The sequence below is a fragment of the Chelativorans composti genome (genome assembly GCF_039541695.1).
In the GTDB taxonomy this organism is placed as follows: domain Bacteria; phylum Pseudomonadota; class Alphaproteobacteria; order Rhizobiales; family Rhizobiaceae; genus Chelativorans; species Chelativorans composti.
In genome coordinates this window covers 1-14929 of record NZ_BAABGS010000056.1, presented here as the reverse complement: position 1 = coordinate 14929, position 14929 = coordinate 1, and the positions used below count along the sequence as shown (strand labels likewise).

General features: G+C 62.7%; 11 protein-coding genes and 1 tRNA gene. 10 read left to right on the top strand and 2 right to left on the bottom strand.

Translation table 11 applies throughout. From position 1 onward, the window contains the following. Positions 1-610: 610 nt before the first annotated feature. Positions 611-1747 carry a transporter substrate-binding domain-containing protein gene (locus ABD906_RS10545; RefSeq protein WP_378187693.1) on the top strand — a complete coding sequence of 379 codons (1137 nt, stop codon included), beginning with the start codon at positions 611-613 and terminating at the stop codon, positions 1745-1747. Positions 1748-2178: 431 nt separating this feature from the next. Continuing rightward, complete coding sequence (locus ABD906_RS10540) at positions 2179-3243, top strand: hypothetical protein (RefSeq protein WP_345099368.1); 1065 nt, start codon at positions 2179-2181, stop codon at positions 3241-3243. Positions 3244-3647: 404 nt separating this feature from the next. On the opposite strand, the gene ABD906_RS10535 is transcribed toward ABD906_RS10540, so the two are convergent. Then, positions 3648-3896, bottom strand: a complete 249-nt coding sequence (locus tag ABD906_RS10535; RefSeq protein ID WP_345099367.1) for a hypothetical protein — start codon at positions 3894-3896, stop codon at positions 3648-3650. A 549-nt stretch (positions 3897-4445) separates the two neighbouring features. Beyond that, positions 4446-5381, bottom strand: a complete 936-nt coding sequence (locus tag ABD906_RS10530; protein ID WP_345099366.1) for an AEC family transporter — start codon at positions 5379-5381, stop codon at positions 4446-4448. 306 nt (positions 5382-5687) lie between these two features. On the opposite strand from ABD906_RS10530, the gene ABD906_RS10525 reads away from it, so the two are divergent. The 8 genes from ABD906_RS10525 (at position 5688) to ABD906_RS10490 (ending at position 14524) form a co-directional block, all read left to right on the top strand. Continuing rightward, the gene (locus tag ABD906_RS10525; RefSeq protein ID WP_345099365.1) at positions 5688-6869 is read left to right on the top strand and encodes an ABC transporter substrate-binding protein; all 1182 of its coding nucleotides are present in this window, start codon (positions 5688-5690) and stop codon (positions 6867-6869) included. Between the two features lie 232 nt (positions 6870-7101). After that, positions 7102-7953 (top strand): branched-chain amino acid ABC transporter permease, encoded by an 852-nt coding sequence (locus tag ABD906_RS10520; RefSeq protein WP_345099370.1) that lies wholly within the window; start codon positions 7102-7104, stop codon positions 7951-7953. A 10-nt stretch (positions 7954-7963) separates the two neighbouring features. Further along, a complete protein-coding gene (locus ABD906_RS10515) occupies positions 7964-8959 on the top strand; it encodes a branched-chain amino acid ABC transporter permease (RefSeq protein WP_345099364.1) in 996 nt (331 codons plus the stop codon). An 11-nt stretch (positions 8960-8970) separates the two neighbouring features. Then, positions 8971-9714 (top strand): ABC transporter ATP-binding protein, encoded by a 744-nt coding sequence (locus ABD906_RS10510; protein WP_345099363.1) that lies wholly within the window; start codon positions 8971-8973, stop codon positions 9712-9714. Continuing rightward, positions 9707-10423, top strand: coding sequence for an ABC transporter ATP-binding protein (locus ABD906_RS10505; RefSeq protein ID WP_345099362.1), 717 nt, complete (start codon positions 9707-9709; stop codon positions 10421-10423). Before ABD906_RS10510 ends, ABD906_RS10505 begins: the two co-directional genes overlap by 8 nt. Before the next feature lie 250 nt (positions 10424-10673). After that, the gene (fumC, locus tag ABD906_RS10500; protein WP_345099361.1) at positions 10674-12062 is read left to right on the top strand and encodes a class II fumarate hydratase; all 1389 of its coding nucleotides are present in this window, start codon (positions 10674-10676) and stop codon (positions 12060-12062) included. Between the two features lie 452 nt (positions 12063-12514). After that, positions 12515-14011 (top strand): sensor histidine kinase, encoded by a 1497-nt coding sequence (locus tag ABD906_RS10495; RefSeq protein ID WP_345099360.1) that lies wholly within the window; start codon positions 12515-12517, stop codon positions 14009-14011. A gap of 436 nt (positions 14012-14447) precedes the next feature. Then, positions 14448-14524, top strand: a tRNA-Arg gene (locus tag ABD906_RS10490). Positions 14525-14929 lie beyond the last annotated feature (405 nt).

The following is a 14929-nucleotide window of genomic DNA, read 5'->3' as shown; positions in this document are numbered from 1 at the left end:
TCCCGCCCGCCGAAGCCGAGGCAAACTTCTACGCGGCTCTGGAAACTGAAGCCATGGCCGCGTAACTAAACCAAATCAGCCTCCGGCAAACCCGGCGCGGTTCAGAGACCGGATGCAAGCCCGGTTTCCCCCTCGGCGCAGCGATGCGCTATTAATATTATGAGAATTGGCGATCGATTGCCGCCAAGTCCCACATTATACCATGTGATCAAGCAGATGTTTTGGCGCGACGGCCAGAAACGCACTATGAGATGGCGCGTGCGATGACGGTGTAGTGCGCGGAAGCATCTTTGATATGTTCTAGCACCCGGATTAAGGAATCCATTGCCAAGCAGCGGGTTATGGCGGTATTCGCGTATAATTGTTATCAGCGAGGCGTCATGAATAGCAGCGGAGCGGCGTGCCCCTCAGGCAGGCGTGATTGTACGGTGGCGGGAGGTGCGCGGCCCGTTCTGACCGCCAGACATCCTTCACGGTTCGACGGCATCACAGATCAGGGGGGAGAGAGGTGACGAGCCGTTTCTTTCCGGTTCTGATTGCTGCATTCGCAACGCTCTTTCGTTTCACCAGGTGCCATCCAGGGTCCGCGGCTCTAGCGGCGGTGATGATATTGGCTGCCCCGGTTGCGACGCTTGCCCAGGAGACAGCGGCGGACCGGCAGGCCCCATCCGCCCAGGAGAGCGCTCAGGCGACGCCAACCCCGACGCAGAACGGGCAGGCAACCTCTGCACAGGCAGACGTGGGCAGGGAGCTGGTGGTCGGCCTCTACATCAACGAGCCCTTCGTGGAGAAGAAGAAGGACGGCAGCTACACCGGCATGGCGATCGACCTGTGGCGGGGCCTGGCGTTCGCCCTGGGCTATACCTACCGCTTCGAGGAGTACGGGAGCGTCCGGGAGCTGCTGGAGGCCACGGCATCCAACCGCGTCGACGTGGCGGTTGCCAACCTCACCATCACGGAGCAGCGCGCGCATATCGTCGACTTCACGCAGCCCTGGTTCGACAGCGGCAACCGTATCATGATCGCCTCCAATCAGAGCAGCTTCGGCAATCTGCTCGAGGGGCTGCACAATGCCGGGTATCTCAAGGCCTATGCGTGGATCGTGGGCGTCATCCTGGCGGCGACGGTCCTGCTCACCATCTTCGACCGGCGCTTCGATCCGAACTTTCCGAGACGGTGGCGCGACGGGTTTGCCGAAAGCTTCTACACGGTGATGCTGGTGGCGACTTCAAGCAAGCCAACAACACGCAAGAACCTGTTCGGCTGGGTCGGGCGGATCTGGCAGGGGCTGTGGCTCGCCTTCGGCGTCGCCGTGGTGGCTTACGTGACCTCGACCGTGACCAGCGTCATGACCACGCTGTCGCTGACCAACCAGATCACGGGCCTCGACGACCTGAACAACCAGCTGGTTGCTGTCATGTCAGGCAGCGCACAGGAGGAGTATGCCAGGAGCGTCGGCTTGCGCGTGCGTGGCTTCGGCCACCTGGACGAGGCCGTCGCCGCCCTGCTGGAGGGCGAAGTGGCCGCGATCATCGACGATGCGCCGGTGCTGGAATATTACCAGCATACGCACAGCGATCAGCCGCTGGAAATCGTCGGTCGCCTGTTCGAGCGGCAGAAGTACGGCTTCGCCCTGCCTTTGGGCAGCCCGCTGACGCGGCCGCTCACTCTCGCCATCCTTGCCGCGATCGACGCCGACCAGGTGGATGAACTCAAGTCAAAGTATTTCGGCATGGAAGATTACTAGGTGCCATTCCGGTTTTCGCGGAAACCGTGAAACGCTCCGGCATTTGTTTCGCTGTTCCGCACGGAAACTGGCCCCACTTTCCCTGAACCCGGGCTGTGGGAAAGCATTTGACCCGTCGGAAATGCTGCGGACGTTCCCGGCGTTCTGGCGGCCGCCCGGACCGGGGGAAGCCCTGCGGGTGTCAGTTCTGCTTTATTTGCTCATAAGGCGAGCCTGGGTACATCTTAGCCAATATGTTTTTCCGCTCCGGGTTGCGAACCTCGCCCAAGGCAGGTTCCTCAAGGCGCCTGGTTCCGTGTCATTTCCATCGTGCAGCGGTTGTGTGCTGGCTTCTGTTCATCCGGGTTGGGGATTAGTCAACCGGCCCGGGCATTCCGATTCCGCGATCCGATCCGGTTCCGTTCTGCGGGCATCGCAGATGTGCGTCGCGAATGCGTTTTCAAGTCATCTTGTTGGATTTCAGAGAGATATTTGATCGCTTTGAAGAACAGACAAAGATAGCGCGGCTCATGAACCAAAATAATTCGAACAGAGCAGATGGTGGCAACGGGTTTTCAGATGATGAGCATGCGGATCTGCCCGGCAAGCAATCGCGGGACGACCACCGTCTCGACGCGCTGGACCGAATCCTTTCGAGCAAGCATTTCCGGGCCTCCGAACGCAACAAGCAGTTTCTGAAGTTCGTGGTCGAGGAGACGGTTGCCGGCCGCGCAAGCCGCATCAAGGCGTTTACCGTGGCGGTCGACGTCTTCGGAAGGGATGCATCGTTCGATGCGTCCGTCGATCCGATCGTGCGGATTGCGGCCGGGCATTTGCGCCGCTCGCTCGAAGACTATTATGCCGGTCCGGGCAAACGGGATCCGTATCGCATCGTGCTGCCACTGGGCACTTATGTGCCCGTTTTTGTCCGGCAGGAAACCCTGCCGGAACGGGCGGTCTCGAGGCTCAGGGACATTCTGCTGGAACGGCGCCCTAGTCTGCAAAGCGGCACGGTCAGCGTGACACTCGCGTTGGCTGGAGCCTTCCTTGGTGCGGCCTATTTCATGGGCTCGTTCGAGACCTCCAACCAGCGCAGCGAACCTGTCATCGTGGTGGCGCAGGTCCAGGCCTATTCGTCCGCGGGTGAGGAGTCGGAGAATTTTGCGCGGCTTTTCACGCAGTCGCTCTGGGAGGCCATGAGCGGCGTGGAGGGCTTCAGGATCGTCGGCGTCAAACCTGACGAGCAGCTCAGGGACGTGTTGACCAAGGTGGATGAGCGGTTCGACAAAGCTGCCGGAGTCTACCAACTGCTGTCGGCAGTCCGTCAGGAGGGCGGGCAGTGGCAGGTCTTCTGGCATCTGCTGGACGGAAGGACCAACGAAAGCTATTTGTCCACATCGACCATCCGAGAGGCCGGCGACATCTCAAGCGCCCAGGTTTCGGCCGAGCTCGCCCATGAAGTCGCCCGGTCGGTGCAGAAGTTCTCACGCCCTGCAAGTCGCGAATCGGCCATGTGACCGTTCTTGCTTGCCGCATGCACCCGATACCGCTCGGCTCGCTGGAAAGCGGCCGGCGCGGCCGGTGGCATAAATGCGATCGGCGAGGTTTGCCGCGGACGGTGTCCCGGTCGGGATGTCGCGACAAGTGCGGCGGAGATGTTTTGAAAGCCTGTTCGCACCGTCCAGCGCCAGCTCGGACCCATATCCTTCCGAATGATGGCCGGGGGCCGTTCCTGGATCAATACAGGGCTTCACAAATCTCCGGTGGCTTCAAGAGAAGGGGGCTTCGACAGAGTGATTCGCCTGGTTTCCCGTAAAGGTGCGGGGCCGGATCCTGTACAGCCGGATCGATGTTGCGGGTCGCTTGCCACGAGGGGGCAGCCAGTGTCTGCCGGCCTGCGGCGCTCGGGGCAACTTCTTCGTCAGGGAAATCTCGAGCCGCCCTGCCGGCGGCACCGGAAACGAGGTGAGCGCAACGGTTGAAGACGAACCTTGCGCAAATTCGGATTGAAATAGGGGTGTTCCCGCTTGCATTCCGCCAGGAGGTCCAGATCGACCGGCCCGTCCCGGACAAGCGTGCGGTCAACCTCTTCTTCCGAAAGGCCGTATTCGGCAAGTTCATCAAGCAGTCGCAGGATCAGCGCCTTGTCGATAAGCGGGCGTGCCGGCATGCTCTGTCTCCGTGGACGACAGACGATGTTGCTACGCTCACGCTGGAACTGCTCACCACACTCTGGAACTTGAGACGAACCGGTACCGGTATGGGAGGGAGCCCCAAGGCTTGCCACTTTGACGTGGCAAGCCTTGGGGTAGCCGGTCCGGGGGGCGGGAGGACCGGCGTTCCTGGGTGGCCTTGGGCCACACTAACGGGGAATGTCCTCTACACAGTTCTTGCGAACCATTCTTGTTTTCTGTTTAGCATAAACATCGCGGGCTTTGCAATAGGAATATTGCAAGCAGAGCCCGAAAATTTACTGCAAACAGGTTTATAATGATAATGATAATGATAATGCCAGTATATCCTTGAAAGTATTTGTATTCGGAAAGTTTAGGGGGGGGCGATTTGATTAATAAATATTTGTATGCACGACGACAAATTTTAGGATAAACAAAATCCCCGGCTCAATGCCATGGCGGCTGCGCGGGTGCCGCATTTCGGGCCTCAGGCGGTAGTGGTGGGCGGTCGGCACGTTCCTGCGCGATGGCGGATCCGCGCGCTCTTACGCATGCGCCAGAAGCGAGAGCACTATGGTGATCGTGACGAAGCTCGCGACGGTAGCCGTCAGCAAGGCGGTCGCGGTCAGGCCCTCGAGCCCGAAGCGGGCGCCGATGAGCGGCACGATGGTGGCCATCGGCGCAGAGGCGAGGATGATGCCGGCGTCGCGCATGTCCGTGGGAACGTTGCCGATGACCAGGAAGGCCAGGAACGTGGCGAGGGGATGGAGCGCCAGCTTGCCGATGGTGATCCAGATCGCGTCCATGCCGGCGGCAGTGGGTCGGGTGTTTGCCAGCATGGCGCCGATGATGATGAGGGCGCAGGGGACCGCCGCGGAGGCGAGCAGGGCAATGGTCTTACCGACAGGGGCAGGCAGGTGCACGTCCAGGGCCGACAGGGCGGAGCCTGCCCCGATGGCCAGCAGGATCGGGGAGCTGGCAAGCCGCTTCACCATCTTCATCAGGACTTGGCGCGCGGAACTCTGTGAACCGTCGGTGATCTCGGTGAGCGCGAGGGCGGTTGGGATCAAAACCACGTTTTCAACCAGGAAGGTCATAGGAACAGCGCGCAGGCCCGACGCCCCGAGCACGAGGGTGACCAAGGGCAGCCCCACGAAGCCCGAGTTCGCCATGGCGCTGCAGAAGCCTGCCATGAAGGCGACGGTCCAGCGCCGGCGCAGAATTGTCAGAAAAAGCGTGAAGACCAGCAGTACGGTGGCGGTCGCGCCAAGCATGTAGGCAAGCAGATAGTTGAGGCTGAACGCCTCGCGCAGGTTCTGGCCCACCAGGGTGTTGATGATCAGGGCCGGCAGCGCAATATTCATTACCAGGGCGCCGATCGCCGGGATGGAGCCGTCGGGCAGCAGGCGCAGACGCACCATCGAGAAACCCGTGAGGATCAGCAGATAAAGCGGCATCACGAGGGAAAGCAAATCCAGCATGCGGAACCTTGCGGGGGCTTGCGTTGCGCCAGGCGGGAGCGGGAGGTCAACGCGACGATTTTCGTGTTAAGGATGTATACAACCATAACGTGGGGGGCGGTCAAGGCGCAGCCTTCGGGAATCAACTGGGTCTGCTGGCGGCAGAACAGGCGGAGAGCTTCGGGGCGGCATGGCAGGCGGAACCTGTCGCCGTCAAGGGCGGGGTGAGAAACGTCACGGAGGCTCTTGGCTAAGGCCTTCAGCTATGTATACATATTGAAAAGTTGGGAAAGGCGGCCGCCTTTGTCCAATGAATGGGAGGACAGCATGGCTTTGAGACTTGCAGCAGTTGTTGCGCTGAGCCTCAGTGCAGCGCTCATCGTTGACGCCAATGCGGAGGACACGGTCAAGATCGGTCTGATACTGCCGTATTCCGGACCGTTCGCCGATGCCGCGAACCAGCTTGATGCCGGCGTCAAGCTCTACATGGAGAAGCACGGCGACACCGTCGCCGGAAAGAAGATCGAGATCATCCGCAAGGACACGGGAGGACCGAACGCGGATGTGGCGCGCCGCCTGGCGCAGGAACTGGTGGTGCGTGACGGCGCCGACATTCTTGCGGGCTTCGCGCTGACGCCCGAGGCCGTGGGCGTGGCAGACATCGCCAACGAGGCGAAGAAGTTCACGGTCCTGATGAACGCCGCCACCTCCAACATCATCGACCTTTCGCCCTACATGGTGCGCACCTCGGTGACGATCCCGCAGGTGAACTATGCGCTGGGCAAGTGGGCCGTGGAGGAAGCCGGCGTCAAGCAGGCCTATACGCTCGTTTCGGACTATGGCCCGGGACATGACGCGGAAAGCTCGTTCTCCAAGGGCTTCACGGAAGCGGGCGGCACCATTCTCGGCTCCGACCGCACGCCGGTCGCGAACCCGGACTTCTCCGCCTACGTGCAGCGCGTGAAGGACAGCAATCCGGAGGCCGTCTACATCTTCGTGCCGGGCGGCGCACAGCCGGCGGCGATCGGCAAGGCTCTCGTGGACCGGGGCCTGGCTCCGCCCGCAACCAAGATCTTCGCCCAGGGCGAGCTGACGCATCCGGAGGCGCTGGAAAGCATGGGCGAGACGGCGCGCGGCATCATCACCACGTTCCATTACACGCTGGAGCGTGACGATCCGCTCAACAACGAGTTCGTGGAAGGCTATCGCGCCGCCAACAACGGCCGTTCGCCCGACCTGTTCTCGATCGGCGGCTATGACGGCATGCACCTCATCTACGAGGCGCTGAAGAAGACCAATGGCGACGCCAGCGGCGATGCACTGATCGAGGCGGCCAAGGGCATGTCGTGGCAGAGCCCGCGCGGGCCGATGTCCATCGACCCGGAGACGCGCGACGTCGTGCAGACCGTCTACATCCGCGAGGTGCAGGAGGTCGACGGCAAGCTGCAAAACGTGATCATTCACGAAATCCCGAACGTCAAGGACCCGCTGCACGGCGCGTCCAACTGAGCCCGATCGGGGTGGCCGGGTGACCGGCCGCCCGCTGCGCCGCCGGGCTGAAGCCGCTCAGGCCAAAGCCCCGGCGCGGAAGAAGATCCACGGGCTTCTTCATCCGGAACGGGGCCGGTCGCGCTGCCGGGCGGGGCCGGCGCCTCAACAAGAAGAAAAGAGCCTCCGACGGCTGCACATGCACCCTGGAAGGCTCGCTTACGAGATGGATTGACGGTTCGTGATCGGCAACATCGTCATTGTTCTTTTTGATGGTCTCGCGTTCGGGATGCTGCTTTTCGTCCTGTCCGTGGGACTGACCGTGACGCTCGGCCTGATGAATTTCATCAATCTTGCCCATGGCGCCTTCGGCATGCTGGGTGGCTATGTCACCGTGCTACTGATGCGCCAGTATGGCTGGCCGTTCCTGCTCACCCTGCCCATGGCCTTTCTGGCCGCCGCGCTCGTGAGCGTGGTGCTGGAACGGGTGTTTTTCCGGCGGCTTTACCGGGCGGGCGAGCTCAACCAGGTTCTCTTCACCATCGGACTCGTGTTCGTCGCGGCGGCGGGCGCCACCTATTTCTTCGGCACCGGCCAGCAGCCGATCGTGCTGCCGAGCTGGTTGCGCGGATCGGTGGAAGTGGCCGGCATACGCTTCGGCAGCTACCGCATCTTCCTCATCGTCGTGTCGCTGATCATCACGGCGCTGTTGTTCTTCACGCTGGAGCGCACGCGGTTCGGCGCCAAGATCCGCGCGGCGGTGGACAACCAGAGGGTGGCGCAGGCGCTGGGCCTCAACGTCGAGCGGATCTTCGCCATCACCTTCGCGCTCGGCAGCGGCCTTGCGGGGCTGGGCGGGGCGCTCGCCATCGAGATCGTAGGCCTCGATCCATCCTTCGGTCTGCATTTCCTCGTCTATGTGCTGATCGTGGTGAGCGTGGGCGGCCTGGGCTCCATTCCGGGCTCGTTCCTCGGCGCTGCGCTGCTCGGCATAGGCGACGTGGCGGGCAAGTATCTCGTGCCGGAACTCGGTTCGTTCCTGATCTACCTGCTGCTGGTCGCGATCCTGCTCATCAGGCCGACCGGCCTGCTCGGAAAGCGGTGAGGAGGGGGCCATGTTGCAAAGTCAGGTTTCCACTCCCGCCATGCAGCCGGTCGCCTGGATCAGGCGCCGGAACCGCTGGACCATCTTCGAGGTCCTGTTCTGGCTGGCGACGCTGCTACCGTTCTGCTTCTTCCCGGCTTATCTCAACCTCGCGAGCCAGATCGCGATCACGGCGCTGTTCGCGCTCTCCGTCGATCTCGTGCTCGGCTACGCGGGCATCGTGACGCTGGGCCATGCGATGTTCTTCGGCCTCGGCGCCTTCACCGTCGGCATCCTGAGCTCGCGCTACGGATGGGGCGAGCCGATCAGCGGCCTGTTCCTGGCGGCGCTGGTCGCGGGGCTCGCCGGCTTCGCCAGCAGCTTTCTCATCGTGCGGGTGCAGCATCTGGCGCTTATCATGGTGACGCTGGGCCTCGGTCTGCTCACCTTCGAGCTGGGCAACGCGCTGAGCTGGCTCACGGGCGGAACGGACGGCCTCACCGGCATCAGCACGTGGAACATCTTCGGCTATTTCCGCTTCGACCTGTGGGGCTACACGGCCTACAGCTATTCGCTGATCGTGCTGTTCCTGTGCTTCCTGCTGTGCCGGGTGATCGTCAATTCGTCGTTCGGGCTGGCGTTGCGCGGCATCCGCGAGAACGTCAAGCGCATGCCCGCCATCGGCTCCGACTACCGCTGGCACCTGCGCGTTGTCTACACGATCTCCGCGGCGATCGCCGGTGTAGCCGGGGCGCTGCTCACTCAGACCACCAACACGGTGACGCTCGAGGTGCTGAGCTTCCAGCGCTCGGCCGACGTGGTGGTGATGCTGATCCTCGGCGGCACGGGAAGACTCTATGGCGCGATCGTCGGCGCCGTCATCTTCCTCATCGCCCGGGACCAGCTCGCCGGCATCAATCCGCAGTACTGGTTCCTCTGGATCGGTCTTCTGCTCATGTTCGTGGTCATGTTCATGCCCAAGGGTATCCTGGGCGGACTGGCGCGGCTGGTGCGGCGCGAGGAGTGAGGGAGGAACGCATGGTTCTGCGCACGGAATCCATCTGCAAATCCTTCGGCTCGCTCGAGGTGGCACGCGACATTTCCATCGAGCTTCCGCAGGGCGCGCGCTATGCGCTGATCGGGCCGAACGGAGCAGGAAAGACGACATTCATCAACCTGATCACAGGGCAGCTCAGACCCAACTCGGGACGGATCCTGCTCGACGGACAGGACATCACGGCAACCGGAACGGCGGAGCGCGTGCGGCGGGGATTGACCCGGACGTTCCAGATCAACACGCTGTTCCCCGACCTCACGCCGCTCGAATCCGTCACGCTGGTGGTGTGCGAGCGGGAGAAGAAGGCCGGGCAGTTCTGGCGGAGCCTTGCTTCCCACAGGGAGGCGATCGAGGAAAGCCATGCGATCCTGAGCCAACTCGGCCTGGCCGAGGTGGCCATGAAGCCGACACGGCAGCTCGCCTATGGCCAGCAGCGGCTGGTCGAGATTGCGCTGGCGCTCGCCACGCGGCCCAAGGTGCTGCTGCTCGACGAGCCGGCGGCAGGCGTGCCCAAGGATGAAAGCGCGATGCTGTTCGAGGTGGTCGCCAGCCTGCCGCGGGACATTGCCGTGCTGTTCATCGAGCATGACATGGAGATCGTTTTCAGCTTCGCCTCTCAGGTGATCGTGCTGGTGGCAGGCGGTGTGCTGCTGCAGGCCACGCCGGACGAGGTGAAGGAAGACCCGCGTGTGCGCGAGGTTTATCTGGGGAGGGGCCATGGCTGAGCCATTGCTGGAGCTCAAGGATGTCCGTTCGGGCTATAGCGACGCGGTGGTGCTCGACAATGTGTCGGTGAGCGTTGGCGCGGGTGAAAGCCTGGCCGTGCTCGGGCGCAACGGCGTCGGCAAGTCGACGCTGCTGCTCACCATCATCGGCATCGTGCGGACGATGCGCGGCACGATCCGTTTCAAGGGGCAGGACATCACCCGGCTTTCGCCCGACAAGAGGGCGCTTCTCGGCATCGGCTGGGTGCCGCAGGAGCGCGAGATCTTCCGCTCGCTCACGGTGGAGGAGAACCTGACGGTCGCCTCGCGACCGGGACGGTGGAACCTCGACGCGGTCTATGCGCTGTTCCCGAGGCTCAAGGAGCGGCGCGGCAACATGGGCGACCAGCTCTCGGGCGGCGAGCAGCAGATGCTCGCCATCGCGCGGACGCTGATGACCAACCCATCGCTGCTGCTGCTTGATGAGCCGCTGGAGGGGCTGGCGCCGATCATCGTCGAGGAGCTGACGGCGGCGATCCGGCGGATGGCGGAGGACGAGGGGCTGACGCTCATCCTGGTCGAGCAACATGCGGACGTGGCGCTGAGACTCACCGACCGGGCCATCATCCTGGAACGCGGGCTGGTGGCGCATGCCGCACCCTCGGCCGAATTGCTCAGCGACCGAGCGACGCTCGACCGTAATGTGGGCCTGAAGCTGGAGTCCGCATAGCGCGACCGTCCGTCCCGGAAACCAGGGCGGGACGGAGACTTCCCTGACAGCAGTTCCGTCCTGCCCTGCCTTGCCTTGCTGCAATCGCATGGGGCGGGTGACGGAGTGCTGCGGCCAATCTTCCACAGCCCGCGGAAAAGCGACTCACATTTAATCGATCCAAACCTGTCCGGGGTCTTTTGCGGGTTTGCAAAACGTCCGCGCATGGCGCATATGGCAGAACCAAAATCCCGTGCAGTGAGAGCGCCACATGAACACCCGCACTGAAACAGATACGTTTGGTCCTATCGAAGTTCCGGCTGATCATTACTGGGGCGCGCAGACGCAGCGCTCACTCACCAATTTCAAGATCGGCACCGAGCGGATGCCAATCCCGCTGGTGAGGGCGCTCGGCATCATCAAGCAGGCAGCCGCCGAGGTGAACATGCGCCTCGGCAAGCTGGATGCGAAGATCGGCGAGGCTATCGTCGCCGCCGCCCGCGAGGTCGTCGAGGGCAAGCATGACGGCGAGTTTCCGCTGGTGGTCTGGCAGACCGGCTCGGGCACCCAGACGAACATGAACGCCAACGAGGTGATCTCCAACCGCGCCATCGAGATGCTGGGCGGCGAGAAGGGCTCGAAGAAGCCGGTTCACCCGAACGATCACGTCAACATGGGCCAGTCGTCGAACGACACGTTCCCGACCGCCATGCACATTGCGGTGGCCCGCGAGACGGTCGCCCAGTTGCTTCCGGCGCTCGAGTACCTGACCGCCGCACTTGAGGAGAAGGAGCGGGCCTTCGGCGATATCGTGAAGATCGGCCGTACGCACACGCAGGACGCCACGCCGCTGACGCTGGGTCAGGAGTTCTCCGGCTACGTGGCGGCGCTGAAGCTAGGTCGCGCTCGCATCGAAGCGGCGCTCAATGACGTTTATGCTCTGGCGCAGGGCGGTACGGCCGTTGGTACCGGCCTCAACGCTCCGGTCGGTTTCGACAAGGCGTTCGCCGAGCGCGTGGCCGCTATCACCGGCCTGCCGTTCCGCACGGCGGAGAACAAGTTCGAGGCGCTGGCAAGCCACGGCGCGCTTGCCAATTTCCACGGCGCGCTGAACGCTCTTGCCGCCGACCTGTTCAAGATCGCCAACGACATCCGCTTCCTGGGCTCTGGTCCTCGTTCGGGCCTCGGCGAGCTGAAGCTGCCGGAGAATGAACCGGGCTCGTCGATCATGCCGGGCAAGGTCAACCCGACGCAGTGCGAGGCGCTGACGATGGTCGCCACCCAGGTCATGGGCAACCACACCACCGTCACCGTCGCAGCCAGCCAGGGTCATTTCGAACTCAACGTGTTCAAGCCGGTCATCGCCAATGCCGTGCTGCAGTCGGTGCGCCTGCTCACCGACTCGTCGCGGTCATTCGCTGACAACTGCGTGAAGGGCATCGAAGCCGATGAGGTCCGCATCGCCGACCTGATGCAGCGCTCGCTGATGCTGGTGACGGCGCTCGCTCCGGCCATCGGCTACGACAACGCTGCCAAGATCGCCAAGGCTGCGCACAAGAACGGCACGACGCTGCGCGAGGAGGCCCTCAAGAGCGGCCTCGTCACGGCCGATGAGTACGACCGGCTGGTCCGTCCGGAGAAGATGATCGCTCCGCAATAAGCGAGGCGAAAACCAGGAAGGCGGCACTTCCGGTACCGCCTGTCCATCCGCCGGTCCAGATCCCGCAGAGGGGCTGAAAAGCTTCCAGCAAATGGTTTCGCGGCGCCGGGCATCGCCCGGCGCCGATTTTTCTGCAGCGGCGCCCCACCTGTTTACTGCGCCAGCGGGAACTCGCGTTTACTTCTCCAGGCGCTGCATCTCTCCCTCAAATCCTCTTCCCGACTGTATGCAGATCCTGTTCCTTGCACGACTGATGTCTGTCCAGGGCCTGGGCGTTGATCACATTGTATTCTCTTCACGATCGCGGGGACTGGATTGCGTCCAGGGAGGGCAATACATTGACCTTGCCGATGCAAAATGGATCGCGCGGTTGCTGTATGTGATGCACGGTCAATCACCAATCTGTGATATGGCTGTTTGCAATGGGCAACCGGCGGCTGTGGAACCGTTTGATGCTTCAGTCTGCGAGAGACCGGGAAGATAGAGAAAGGTTCGTGCCTCTGAGCCGCGGGCTTTCCACGAAGCTGTTGCTGCTGACCATTCCGTTCGTTCTGCTGGCGGAAGTTCTCATTGCCATACCCTCCATAGCCGATTTCGGTCGCGCCTGGATGGGAGCCCGGCTTCGCACCGCGGCAGCCGTCGCCATTGTCGTGATGGACAGCGGTCCCGGGAGCCTCAGCATGCAGGCAAGCAGCCGGGTACTGCGGGCGTCCGGAGTGCGCGCCATCGCCGCGCGGGAGGCTGGAGTCTCGCGCATGCTCGTGGTGTCCGAGGTGCCGCCCCAGGTTGACGAGCACATCGACCTGGACAAGCTGGGCCTGCTCGGGGCCACCGAGCAGGCGTTCGACACAATGCTGTTCGGCGGAAACCGTCTGCTGCGCGTCTTCGGTCGGATCGACGATTCAAACACGCAGTTCGAGATCGTGTTTTCCGACTTCGGTCTGCGCCAGTCGCTGCTTGAATACGCCCGGAACATAGCCCTGCTGGCGCTCGGGTTGTCTCTGTTCACGGCGATGCTGGTGTTTTTCGCGATCGACTACATCATGATCCGGCCGATCCGCCGGATGACGCAGGCAATGCTCGCCTTCGCCAAAGCACCGGACGACGCGACACGAATCATTCAGGCGGACAACCGCAGGGATGATGAGATTGGCATCGCCGAGCGGGAGCTGGCGGAGATGCAAGTGACCCTCCACCGGACGCTCGGGGAGCGGCGCCGGCTTGCAGACCTTGGCCTCGCCGTCTCCAAGATTAACCACGACATGCGCAATATGCTCGCTGCGGCGCAACTCATCTCGGACCGCCTCGTGGAGGTGAGGGATCCGCAGGTGCAGTCGCTGGCGCCGCGTCTCGTTCGGACGCTGGACCGCGCGGTGTCCTACACGGAAGGAGTGCTTGCCTACGGGCGGACCCAGGAAGCGCCGCCGAAGTTGCGCCGGCTCAGGCTGCGCGAGCTCGCGGATGATGTCTTCGCCACGCTGGCGGTGCCGGAGGAGAGCGGCATCGAGATGATCAATCTTGTCCCCGAGGGACTGGAGATCGACGCCGATTCGGATCAGCTGTTCCGGGTGCTGTTCAATCTGTCGCGCAACGCCGTCCAGGCCATGTCGGGGGAGAACGAGCCGGCGCTTGTGAAGCGCCTCACGATCAGCGCGGAGCAACGGGCGCAGGAAGTATGCGTCCGCGTCATGGATACCGGACCCGGGCTACCGGAACGGGCCAAGCAGAATCTTTTCGCCGCGTTCCGCGGTTCGGCCAGGAGCGGCGGGACTGGCCTGGGCCTCGCTATCTCGCAGGAGCTTGTGCGCGCCCATGGCGGGCGAATCGAACTTGTGGAGACCGGGCAGGGACGTACCGTGTTCGAGATTACGCTGCCGCTACAGGCGCCGAAACCGGATGGTGCGGAGCGGAAGGGCCGGCACGCGGTGGCCTGGGAGCGGCGTTCCTGATTGTCCTAGGGGTGTCACGCGAAACTGGTCCGGTAGGCAGGAGTGGCAGCCGGGTGGCACCTGCTCGCATGATCTCCCCATAGGCCTCGACAAAGGCATTCCACACGGATGTCCGCGACTGGATCGGACGCATGGGGATCTGACGGCCAGCGGTCCGAACGCGTCCGTAAGGGCTGATTCGCGCGGTGAGGCGGGTCTGCGCGGCCATGAAATGGCGATTCTGAGATATCGAACCCTTGCCTGGGGCGTTCTGACAGGGGTGACAGCGCTCGGACGGTGCGATGGAACCCCTTATGCACAGCCACAATGCGCACCGAATGAAAATTTTCCGCATTTTCTTGAACAAGAACGCTTGCTTTTGGCGAGATCACCCATTAGGTAGGCGTCATTCCAGCGCTGGACGTGACCAGCGAAACCCACTGCGACAAGGCAGTACGCGCCCGTAGCTCAGCTGGATAGAGCACCAGACTACGAATCTGGGGGTCAGAGGTTCGAATCCTTTCGGGCGCGCCATTTTCTTCCTCAAATATCAATCGTTTGAGATTTTCGCCAGAAACGGCGCGTCGTCCGTTTTGCAGTCATTTTGCAGGATGGTCGGCAGAATGTTCTCAAATTGGTTATGGCGATCTCGGCCATCCTGTCGGTTGCGGCCATGCAGACTTCAAGATCTCCTGCGCGCGACGCAGGCAGTGCCGCAGTTTTCCTGCGCGACAACGAATGTGCTGACGGCCACATCGGGCCGCAACCTCATTTCCTCCTCCTCCTCCGAGGACAGGGTCTTGCTGGCCAGACGTCGCGGCTATGATCGGCCCGCACGGACGGGTCCAATTTGATTGTTAGTGCAATGATGGTCGTGGCGCCAGCGCGGGCGGCATCGCTGGTTGGGGTTGCAGGGCCGCCCGCGCGAATGCCGGGATG

What these genes read in the sequence shown, in the direction of transcription:
- ABD906_RS10540 (WP_345099368.1), top strand. Translation starts at nt 2,179, where the DNA reads ATGCGTTTTCAAGTCATCTTGTTGGATTTCAGAGAGATATTTGATCGC.
- ABD906_RS10535 (WP_345099367.1), bottom strand. Translation starts at nt 3,896, where the DNA reads ATGCCGGCACGCCCGCTTATCGACAAGGCGCTGATCCTGCGACTGCTT.
- ABD906_RS10530 (WP_345099366.1), bottom strand. Translation starts at nt 5,381, where the DNA reads ATGCTGGATTTGCTTTCCCTCGTGATGCCGCTTTATCTGCTGATCCTC.
- ABD906_RS10525 (WP_345099365.1), top strand. Translation starts at nt 5,688, where the DNA reads ATGGCTTTGAGACTTGCAGCAGTTGTTGCGCTGAGCCTCAGTGCAGCG.
- ABD906_RS10515 (WP_345099364.1), top strand. Translation starts at nt 7,964, where the DNA reads ATGTTGCAAAGTCAGGTTTCCACTCCCGCCATGCAGCCGGTCGCCTGG.
- ABD906_RS10510 (WP_345099363.1), top strand. Translation starts at nt 8,971, where the DNA reads ATGGTTCTGCGCACGGAATCCATCTGCAAATCCTTCGGCTCGCTCGAG.
- ABD906_RS10505 (WP_345099362.1), top strand. Translation starts at nt 9,707, where the DNA reads ATGGCTGAGCCATTGCTGGAGCTCAAGGATGTCCGTTCGGGCTATAGC.
- fumC (WP_345099361.1), top strand. Translation starts at nt 10,674, where the DNA reads ATGAACACCCGCACTGAAACAGATACGTTTGGTCCTATCGAAGTTCCG.
- ABD906_RS10495 (WP_345099360.1), top strand. Translation starts at nt 12,515, where the DNA reads ATGCTTCAGTCTGCGAGAGACCGGGAAGATAGAGAAAGGTTCGTGCCT.